The 10,920-nt window shown below is 35.5% G+C and carries 8 protein-coding genes; 5 read left to right on the top strand and 3 right to left on the bottom strand.

Features of this window, described 5'->3' with window-relative positions:
* The 3 genes from ACIQ0D_RS08835 to ACIQ0D_RS08825 all read right to left on the bottom strand — a co-directional run.
* A partial coding sequence (locus tag ACIQ0D_RS08835) for a YebC/PmpR family DNA-binding transcriptional regulator (RefSeq protein ID WP_395804773.1) occupies positions 1-469 on the bottom strand: 469 nt, incomplete at its 3' end.
* Positions 470-585: 116 nt separating this feature from the next.
* Entirely contained in the window at positions 586-1,530 is a 945-nt protein-coding gene (locus ACIQ0D_RS08830) for an NAD-dependent epimerase/dehydratase family protein (RefSeq protein WP_395804771.1), read from the bottom strand.
* Positions 1,531-1,590: 60 nt separating this feature from the next.
* Complete coding sequence (locus tag ACIQ0D_RS08825) at positions 1,591-5,823, bottom strand: lamin tail domain-containing protein (RefSeq protein WP_395804769.1); 4,233 nt, start codon at positions 5,821-5,823, stop codon at positions 1,591-1,593.
* Between the two features lie 216 nt (positions 5,824-6,039).
* Here ACIQ0D_RS08825 and ACIQ0D_RS08820 point away from each other — a divergent pair, with 216 nt between their 5' ends.
* The 5 genes from ACIQ0D_RS08820 to ACIQ0D_RS08800 all read left to right on the top strand — a co-directional run.
* The gene (locus tag ACIQ0D_RS08820; RefSeq protein ID WP_395804767.1) at positions 6,040-7,029 is read left to right on the top strand and encodes an aspartate-semialdehyde dehydrogenase; all 990 of its coding nucleotides are present in this window, start codon (positions 6,040-6,042) and stop codon (positions 7,027-7,029) included.
* A 196-nt stretch (positions 7,030-7,225) separates the two neighbouring features.
* The gene (locus tag ACIQ0D_RS08815) at positions 7,226-8,536 is read left to right on the top strand and encodes an amidohydrolase/deacetylase family metallohydrolase (protein WP_395804765.1); all 1,311 of its coding nucleotides are present in this window, start codon (positions 7,226-7,228) and stop codon (positions 8,534-8,536) included.
* 6 nt (positions 8,537-8,542) lie between these two features.
* Positions 8,543-9,502: a D-2-hydroxyacid dehydrogenase gene (locus tag ACIQ0D_RS08810; RefSeq protein WP_395804763.1), complete on the top strand. Its 960-nt coding sequence runs from the start codon at positions 8,543-8,545 to the stop codon at positions 9,500-9,502.
* Positions 9,503-9,521: 19 nt separating this feature from the next.
* Positions 9,522-10,079, top strand: a complete 558-nt coding sequence (locus ACIQ0D_RS08805; RefSeq protein WP_395804761.1) for a RidA family protein — start codon at positions 9,522-9,524, stop codon at positions 10,077-10,079.
* 149 nt (positions 10,080-10,228) lie between these two features.
* Positions 10,229-10,920: D-alanyl-D-alanine carboxypeptidase (locus tag ACIQ0D_RS08800; RefSeq protein ID WP_395804759.1), on the top strand; the 692-nt coding region annotated here is incomplete at its 3' end.

The raw sequence follows: 10,920 nt of genomic DNA, 5'->3' as shown, positions 1-10,920 counted from the left end.
CGGCATCAATCAGTTCAAATTCAAGCTCATCTAATTCCATTTCTCCTGGATCGAAGCGGAAAACAGATTTACGGCTAAAAATGAAATCTAATGATCCTGTTTTTCCGAGTGCACCATTTGTTTTATTGAAATAGCTACGAACATTGGCCACAGTTCTGTTAGTATTATCGGTTGCTGTTTCAATTAGAATTGCAACTCCATGAGGGGCATAACCCTCATAAACGATCTCTTCATAATTGCTTTCGTCTTTATTGCTTGCTCTTTTGATAGCAGCTTCTACAGTATGCTTAGGCATGTTTATAGCCTTGGCATTTTGCATGGCTGTTCTTAAACGGGAGTTCGCATCAGGATTCGACCCTCCGTCTTTTACAGCCATTACTATTTCTTTACCCAAACGTGTAAACTGAACGGCCATTTTTGCCCAACGCTTGAATTTTCTTTCTTTACGGAATTCGAATGCTCTTCCCATTATCGTATCTATCTATTTTTTATAAAAACAGTTTTTTATCTATTTGTAAATTATTAAACTCTCCCTTTTGTCGAATTTCCAAATTTACAATGCTTTGTGGCATATTTATCTTTTTACTATTTTTTTAAATTTTTCAGCATATCAGCTGTCATATTTGCCAAGTTAAAATCAGGTTTCCAATTCCAATCTGCTTGAGCAAAACTATCATCAATTGATTTTGGCCAGCTATTAGCAATAGCTTGACGCGGATCATTTTCGGTATAGCCCAATGTGAAATTAGGAATATGCTTTTTTATTTCATCGGCTAATATTTCTGGAGTAAAGCTCATTCCAGTTAGGTTATAGGATGAACGAATCTTAATATTTTCTGCCGGCGCATCCATTAGTTCTATCGTTCCACGAATAGCATCATCCATGTACATCATTGGTAGTTCAGTCTCGGCAGATAGAAAACTTTTATATGAACCTTTTATTAAAGCATCATGGAAAATATGGATAGCATAATCGGTTGTTCCTCCTCCTGGAGCAGCCTTCCAGCTGATTAATCCCGGATAACGAATGCTGCGGATATCTAGGCCGTAGCGCTGAAAATAATATTCACACCAACGTTCTCCAGCAAGCTTACTAATGCCGTAAACGGTATTTGGGTCCATTACGCAATATTGTGGCGTTTGAACTTTTGGTGAATTGGGTCCAAATACTGCGATGGAGCTAGGCCAATAAATACGTGCTGTTTTATACTCTAAGGCCAAATCAAGCACATTGAGTAAGCCATTCATGTTTAAATCCCAAGCTAATTTTGGATTTTGCTCACCAGTTGCTGAAAGTAATGCTGCTAATAAATAAACTTGTGTTGGTTTATATTTTCTGAAAATTTCATTTAAAATATCTTTCTCAAGAACATTTACAAACTCAAAGGGCCCCGCATTTTTGATGTCATAATCTGGACGTCTGATGTCACATGCTATCACATTTGAGTCGCCATACCCTTTTCTTAATTCAGTAACCAATTCGGTTCCTATTTGTCCATTGGAGCCAATAACAAGAATTTTTTCAAGCATAGTAAAATTGTTTTGCTCAAAGGTAAAAAATTTATGGAGGCAAAATAATGGCTATTACCATTATTTAAATTTTGATACCACTGCAAAACTTTTTCTGAATCGTTTAATTTGCCCGCTTAAATTAAAAATCTCGGCATGAAGTAAATAAATTCCCATAGGCGACATCTGGCTTTGATCATTTAATCCATCCCAAATGAGAATTCCTTCTCTATTTAAAGTGTAGTTTTTGACTAGTTTTTTCACCAGTGCTCCTTGGTCATTAAAAATGCTGATGTTCGCTATTTCTCCAGCTAATGCTTGATATTTTATCTCTAATAAATCTTCAAAGCCATCGTTATCTGGCGAAAATGTTTTAGAAATTAGTGCGAATTCATCTTGAATTGGCTGCTCATCGGTATTTTGAGAATTTTTATATCCAGGTGTTGCTCCTCCAGAGGCTATCGTGGCAGATCTTAAATTCCCACCCTCACTTGTTGGCCTATTTAATTTGCTGCGTTCAAGAGATATGCCCTCCGTATTTTTTAGCAGTGGGAAGTGCATTTTTTCTGTATAGCTTAATTGGTCGATTGTTTTTCCATCACTCAGAAGTACTGCTGTCCCTTCAGCGTCATTAAATACAGGCATTGAGGTTATTTTATGAATGCTGCCTTCATTTTTTACAAGATATTCTTTCTTAATGTTCTCCGGATTTATAGTTAATGCTAAATAATTCCTAGGCTCTAATAAAAATTGTTTTTTGCTGATTTCTCGAATGGAATTTATACTGTCTTTTATGCTTTGTGCGATTGTAAGTTCCTTTAGGTCAATGGAATATTTTGCATTATTATATATTTCTACGAAATCTGATCCTCCAGTTTTTGGATTAAACAAAATTTCACTGAGTAGCACATCATTTTTCTGAATTTTTGGTGCTAAATGAAACTCTCCAAAATTAAAATTTGCCGAAATGCTCATATTTCTACAATCTCCAATATTATTTGCTTTAAGTCGGTAAGTCTGACCCCGCGTTAAAGCTTGTTCAAATTTCAATACAACTCGATCGAAATTTGGAGCTTGAGGTATAGCAAATTCTGGCTTTTTTACGCCATTATTTATCTCATAATTTGTTGTAATAGAAGCTTTTAGACTGTCAATTTCTCGATTAAAATTTAGAGATAGGCTGATACTATCTATGACTTCAATTTCAACTAATTTTAAGGCTTCGTTTGTGAGATTTTGTTGGTAAATCGAATTTTTTCTTCCGGGAGTTCCTCCGATACGATCCTTACTACTGCCCCAATTTTGTAAATCGAGGCAAACAGATTGATAATCAATTAGTTCTAGTGAGTATCCGCCTTTTCTTTTTTCTAAATCTCGATGCCATGTAGAAGAATAAGTTACTTGCTGAATTACTCTTCCTTTATTGTTTTTGAGCTGAATGCTATCTTTTTGATTATTTAAGCTTGTCCAGAGGGGCATTCCCATAACTTTTCCATAGGGTTTAAAGCTCAGGGTATCTTTTTCGGCACAGAGTATTAAATATGCTCCCGACTCAATTTCTTCGGTTTTGAATGGCGGATTTTTGCCTAATGATAGCCCTTTCAATGTTACTGTGTGCACGCTAGGGTTAAATAATTCAATAAATTCTGCTTCTGGTAATTCTATTTGGGGTGAAGGGTCAGCAAAAATTTCATTGATAATAATGGGGTATTCAATTTCAGGTATAGTAGGGATTTCAAATTCAGCGCTTGCATCTTTAGCACGGATTAAATTTCCTGAACAAGACATAAGTAAATCTGCTGAAAGAGTATATTTTTCTCCTTCTTTAAATTTTTCTTGGAAAAAGAGTCTAATTTCTTGCCATTTCTTCTCAATTTGTATAGTTTTTGCCTTTTCACTCCCGTTTTTGATGCTAAAGTTTGCTGCTTTTAAATAGCTAGTATCTGGAATTTGATTAAAATATACATCAATGCTATTTTCTGAAGCAATCTTCAGCGAATCAATTTTTAGTGGCGCATTCATAAAAATTGGATTATCTCTACTATTTCTCCTTCCGGGAGTCCCACCTGCACTATCCTCCGATACATCCCAATTATAAAATCCATTACATGATTTATTAGTTAAGTTGATTTTCTCTAGGCTCCATCCTCCAATCACTTTTTTGGGATCTTTGTACCAATTGTCTGAATAATTTAAAGAATCAACAGTCCGATTTTTAAAGCTTTTTAAGATAATTTCATCCGAATTATTCTTGAGTGATGGCCAAGGAAAAATACCTAGGGTTTTGCCGAAATTTTTATAGTGTAGCGTATCTGCCAAGGGAGAAAGAATGAGGTATTCATTTGGTGGGAGCATATATTTCTTAATTATACCCTTTGTTTGTACGTCATTAATGCTCCAACCTTGCAAATCAATGCTGTCAATTCCAGGGTTGTAAATTTCAATAAATTCCACGAGTGGCAGATCAACCTCAGGAGATGGATCGGCTAAGAATTCTGTGATGATTACTTTGCCGGTGTCGATTCTTATTGGAGGAGGTGGAGGGGGTATTGGGTCTTTAGGTGTACTAAAAGCTAATGGTTCAATGTTGCTGATTGCATTTCCATTGCAATCTTTTAAATTTTTAATTTTTAGCATATAATTTGTCCCAGATTTAAATTTTTCACTGTACTTCAGGTTTAGCTGTTTCAAATTTTTAGTGCTAATAATTTCTTTTATTTCACCAGAAGCCGGACTTAAAATGAAATTATTTTTTAATAAGTTATTGTTATTCAATGGTTTATTAAAAAACAGGGTCAGCGTTGAGTCCGATAGGCGATGTAAACTATCTGCCACAAGAGCAATTTTTTCATAATTTGGGATAAATACTGAGTTCTGTTTGCCAGGAGTTCCTCCAGATTGATCTTTCGCACTTTCCCAATTTAAAGAGCTAGTGCATTTGGAGGTGGGACTGACACGTTCTAATGACCAGCCTCCTTGTTTTTTTGTAGCGTCGCTATGCCATGAATCCAAGTAATTAACTGAGTCAATGACATTGTTAAATTGATCTCTTATTTTAATTTCTTCACCGGCATTACTTAAAGATGGCCAAGGAGATATCCCCAACACATTTCCATATTTTTTGAATTCTGCGGTGTCCGATTTTGCACAAAGTATTAGGTAGGATAGGGCGGGCATTATTGTATTTACTAGTGTTCCTGATGAGGAAATATCGCTTAACTTCCAATTATGCAAAGAAATGGGCTCCTCACTTTTATTAAATAGTTCAATAAATTCTACTGATGGGAGATCTATTTGCGGTGTTGCATCGGCAAATATTTCATTGATTATAATGTCACCAACTTGAACTTTGTAGGGTTTTTTATAAGTGAAAAGTGCTGTGTTTTTATCTTGAATGACATTCCCACTTTTATCCTTAACATTTGATATTTTTAATGTGTAAATTCCTGTATTTAAGGATTTTGCAAGTTTAATTTTAAATTTTGTCGGGTCGGATGTAGTTTGAATAAATGCTATTTGTCCGTCGTAATTTTCTAGGCTATAATTAACTTTATTCAGCACTTCCAAACTATCCATTGCCTCATTAAAAGTTATTTCTAATGTATTGGAGTCTAAGGTTGTAGCGCTAATTAATTCAGGCGGATTTTTATCAGAAAATAAAGCTTCAATTAAAAAATCATCAAAAAAATGTTTTTGGAAAAATGATGCGGTAGATTGTTGGATGAGTATTCCGAAATAATCAGACTTCGTAAAATCTAAATCCAAGCTACTTCCTTCTGAAAAATAGGAATTATTTGTGCTGTTTAAAGCTCTTTCTAATGTAAATAAACCCTCATTATTTCTAGTGACTCTTATCTTAAGGGTAGAACTGCTTGTATTTGTTATCCCATTTACACCATCAATTAATTTTACGCTCGTTGTACTCAAGCCAGATCTTTTGTAAAGGGCTATTTCATCATTTGTATTCCCAATTCGAACAAAATATCCATTGATTAAATTACTTTTTAAATCGGCTTTATCTGATATTAAATAAATATCAACATAATTTGAACCGGAGGTATTGAGTTGAAGATTTACCCAGAATTCCCATTTGGTATTTAAGGCAAGCTGGTTTGGAGTGCTGATTGAAAAACTATGAGAAGGCTGACTAGAATTTGATCGCAGTTTATTGTTTAAGATGATAAAATCAACATTATTATTTGAGCTGGCCCAGATAGGGTTTACTGTAAAATCTCCGTCTTCAAAGTCATCAAAAACTTGAGATTTTGCTATTTGGGAGATTAAAATCAGTATAAATAGAAGTTTTATTTTCATCGCTACATTCATTTATTTTATGAATTTAAGATTCATCTGTTTTGCGATAAAAAAAAAGAAGTTAGCGTAGCTGATTAATTAGTGATCGGTAATTATTGGGTTGAAATTTACAATTTTTCATAAAAATTTCAGTTTAAAGCACTTTAAAGCAATAAATCATCGAAAAAATTGCCATATTTGTTTGATATTAAATATTTAAATTAAAAAATCAGAAAAATGAAAGTCGCAGTAGTAGGCGCAACCGGCCTAGTAGGTTCGGTGATGTTAAAAGTTTTAGCAGAGCGCAATTTTCCAGTTAGTGAATTAATCCCTGTAGCCTCAGCAAAGAGTGCAGGTAAACAGATTGAGTTCAAAGGGAAAAAATATAATGTGGTGACGATGGATGATGCAATCGCGATGAAGCCTGATGTAGCATTATTTTCTGCAGGTGGCAATACTTCACTAGAATATGCACCACGTTTTGCTGCAGTGGGTACAACAGTAATTGATAATTCTTCCGCTTGGCGGATGGATCCGGATAAGAAATTAATCGTTCCGGAAGTGAATGCCCATGAGCTTAGTTCACAAGATAAAATTATTGCAAACCCAAATTGTTCAACTATTCAGATGGTGGTGGTTTTAAAGCCATTACATGATAAATATAAAATTAAGCGTGTGGTAGTTTCAACCTACCAATCGGTTACTGGCACCGGAGTTAAAGCGGTTGATCAGATGATGAATGAGCGAAAGGGAATAAGTGGTGAAATGGCTTATGCTTATCCAATTGATTTGAATGTTATTCCTCAAATTGATGTGTTTCAAGATAACGGCTATACCAAGGAAGAGATGAAAATGATTCTTGAAACCAAGAAAATCATGAGTGATGATTCTATTCGTGTTACTGCTACAACAGTCCGCATACCAGTAATGGGAGGCCATTCGGAATCAGTAAACATTGAATTTGAAAACGATTTCGACTTAAATGAGGTTCGTTCTATCCTTGAAAAAGAAGAGGGAATTATTGTTGTGGATGATCCTAAAAACCTAAAATACCCAATGCCAATGGATGCACATGAAAAGGATGAGGTATTTGTGGGAAGAATTAGAAGGGATGAATCACAAGATAAAACGTTGAATTTATGGATTGTTGCAGATAATCTTAGGAAAGGTGCAGCAACCAATGCGGTTCAAATTGCAGAGTATCTGATGGCTCAGAAGCTAATCTAATTTTGTTAATAAAACTCGATTTCAAATGCCCACAGATTTAATAAGTCTTGGGCATTTTTTTTAAAAGATTAAAAGGAGAGATTAATTTAATCTTTTATTTTTATTGAAAAAGCCTATTGCTTGCTTGCTATAATTTACCTACATTAAACTTTTGTATTTGAAATTTTAAACCATTAAAATTATGCGCTGCAGAACTATGAAAACTAGCCTATTAAAAAAATTTAAAGCCTTTCATTTTTGTCTAATTTGTACTTTATTTCTATTTACTTTTAATGTTGTAAAAGCCCAGGAAATTGATATTTTAATTAAGAATGGACATGTGATTGACCCTAAGAATAAAATCGATGGGAAAATGGATGTGGCTATTAAAGACGGAAAAATATTAAGAATAGCAAATAACATTGCAGCAAATACCGCAAAAAAGACGGTAGATGCTAGTGGTTTATATGTTTCTCCTGGTTTTATAGATATGCATGTTCATGTTTTTGCTGGTGTTGATGAAGAGGAATATGTAGGATTTGGAATCACAAATGGCTTTGGTAGCGTTGCACCAGATGATTTTACTTTCCGTTCTGGAGTTACTACGGTAGTTGATGCGGGATCTTCGGGTTGGAGAAATTTTCCAACCTTCAAAAAACAAACAATTGATCAATCTCAAACGCGAGTTTTGGCATTTATAAGTATTGCCGGCTACGGTATGTTAGGTACAATTCATGCCCAAGACACAACAGACATGAATCCAACTACAACGGCATTTATGATGAAGGAGTATCCTGATATCATTGTTGGGATTAAAGCACATCATTATCAGGGCAATGATTACACTCCGGTGAAACGTGCTATAGCCGCAGGAAATATTACTAAGAAACCAATTATCGTTGATTTTGGATCGAGTAATCCTAAATTATCTATTGAGGATCTTTTCTTGAAGTATTTTCGCCCAGGGGATATCTTTACGCATACTTTTTCTGGCTCTGCTGCTAGTGAATTACAAGTTTCTGGTCGTGAATCAGTTGTTGACGCCAATAATAAGGTTAAACCTTTCATTTTTGAGGCACAAAAGCAAGGTAGAATATTTGATGTAGGACATGGAGGAGGGGCTTTTGTGTGGAGCACTGCCATAAATTCTTTTAAACAAGGCTTTTATCCCAATACCATAAGTACCGATTTGTATAGAAATAGTAGAAATGCCGGAATGAAGGATATGGCTAACGTCATGTCGAAATTCTTGAATATGGGTATGTCTGTTCAGGACGTTATTTTGCGCTCAACATGGAACCCAGCAAATGTGATTCAGCATACCGAATTAGGGCACTTAAGTGAAGGTGCTGTTGCTGATATTGCCGTTTTTAATGTTAGAGAAGGTAAATTTGGCTTCATGGATTCTCGCGGTAACGTGTTAAAAGGAACAAAAAAGTTGGAGGCAGAGCTTACTCTTCGTGCAGGCAAAGTTGTGTGGGATTTGAATGGGATAAGTGGCACTCCCTGGGATGCTCTAGGTAAATAATATTCAATGAATTTAGTGGTATTAGATGGTTATACTTTAAATCCCGGCGACCTTAGTTGGGATGGTTTAAAGCATTTTGGTAATCTTGAAGTACATGAAAGAACTTTAGCAGCCGATATTTTAGATCGTTGCAAGGGTGCTGAGATTGTTTTTACCAATAAAACACCACTCAGAGAGGATGTTCTGGCTCTGTTACCTGATCTTAAATATATCGGAGTGCTAGCAACAGGATATAATGTGGTGGATGTTGATTTTGCCCGTTCCAAAGGGATAAAAGTAGCAAATGTTCCTGGTTATGGGACAGCTTCTGTGGTTCAATTAACCTTTTCCTTACTCTTCGAATTATGCTTGCATGTTCAAAAACATAGCGATTCGGTTTTTAATGGCGATTGGGCAGCTTCAGCTGATTTTTGCTATTGGAATTATCCATTAATCGAGTTAGAAGGCAAAACTTTGGGTATCATTGGCTTTGGCTCCATTGGTCAGAAAGTTGCGGATGTTGCTAGTGCATTAGGCATGAATGTTATAGCCTATTCTAGAACTCAAACTGATCAGTCTCATCGTAAAAACTTCAAATGGGCATCATTAGATGAACTTTTAGGGATTTCTGATGTGGTAAGTATTCACTGTCCATTATTTCCTGAGACTCAAAATTTAATCAATAAAAACACTTTAAAATTGATGAAAAAGTCGGCCTTCTTTCTAAATACCTCAAGAGGACCGATTGTTAATGAACAGGATTTAGCAGATGCATTGAATACAGGTTTAATTGCGGGTGCTGGATTGGATGTACTTTCTGTAGAGCCTCCTTCATCAAATAATCCACTTTTATCGGCTAAAAACTGCTTAATTACGCCACATATTGCCTGGGCGACGAAAGAGGCCAGGGCACGATTGATGGCAATTGTAGAACAAAATTTAGCGGCTTATCTTAAAGGTAATCCAGTTAACATTATAAATAAATAACAATCAATAATTAATTATCATGAAAAAGTACACTTTATTATTCCTTACCTCAATCACACTATGGAGCTGTAGTCCTAAAACCTATCAAGCTAAACCTTTTTCTAGTCAGGCATCTGCAGAAATTGAGGCTCGCTTGAAGCAATTAAATATTCAATTGGTTGAGCCATCTGTCCCAACCGCTAATTTTGTGAAAACTGTACGCGTAGGGAATTTAGTCTTTACATCTGGACATGGTCCAGATAAGCCTGAAGGTGGGACTTATCAAGGTCGTGTTGGTGCTGATCTTACGCTTGAACAAGGTCAGGAAGCTGCTCGTTTAACCGGAATTGCTTTATTATCAAGCCTTAAAAAGGAAATTGGAGATTTAAGCAAAGTAAAAAGAGTAGTAAAAGTATTGGGTATGGTACAGTGTACCCCAGAATTTAAGGATCATCCGAAAGTGATGAATGCTTTTTCTGATATGATGGTTGGCGTTTTTGGAGAAAAAGGTAAGCATGCTCGCTCAGCAGTAGGTATGTCAGCCCTGCCAGGAAATATTGCAATCGAAATTGAAATGATTGTTGAGGTGGAGGACTAATCCTAAATAATTACATATTTTAGAATGCTGATTTGCTCTTATTGCGAATCAGCATTTTTTATTGCTATTTCCATTTAATAATCTTCAATTTATATATTATCGTTATAGTTAATAAATATAATAAAAATAGAAAATAATACATTTAGCACATGAGATATATTATCGCATTCATCTTAACAGTTTCATTTTCATCGCTTTCATCGCAAACATTAAAGCAGAAGATTCAAAATGCCTATGATCGATTTGAAGATGATCCGCAGATGAAATATGGTATGAGTTCATTAACCGTATTAAATGCGGAGAGTGGAGAGCTTGTTTTTTCAAAAAACGAAAATATTGGTTTGGCTAGTGCTTCAACATTAAAAACAATTACCGCTGCTACTGCATATCATTTTTTAGGTAAAGATTTTACTTGGGAAACTACCTTGGGCTATAATGGAACAATTTCTTCCAATGGAACATTAAATGGCGATATAATTATTACTGGAGCAGGTGATCCAAGTCTAGGTAGTGATAGGTATGAGCTAACAAAGTCTAACCTTATTTTAAAAAAATGGGCAGATGCTATTATTGGTTTAGGGATAAAAAATATTACAGGTTCAATCATCTCAGATGATCGTGTATTTGGCACTCAAACCATGCCTGGGGGCTGGACTTGGCAGGATATGGGGAATTATTATGGCGCCGGTCCATCTTCACTAACTTGGCGTGAAAATCAATTTGGACTTATTTTTAAGCCAAGTTCTCGTGTTGGTGAGGTGGCCGAGCTTTTGGAAACCAGGCCTAAGATGGACTATCTTAAAATTGTGAATGAGGTAAAAACTGGTCCCGCAGGCTCTGG

The sequence above is a fragment of the Daejeonella sp. genome, assembly GCF_044342615.1.
Taxonomy (GTDB): Bacteria; Bacteroidota; Bacteroidia; order Sphingobacteriales; family Sphingobacteriaceae; genus Daejeonella.
Note: the sequence above shows the minus strand (reverse complement) of the source record. Positions and strands in the feature narration are given on the sequence as shown.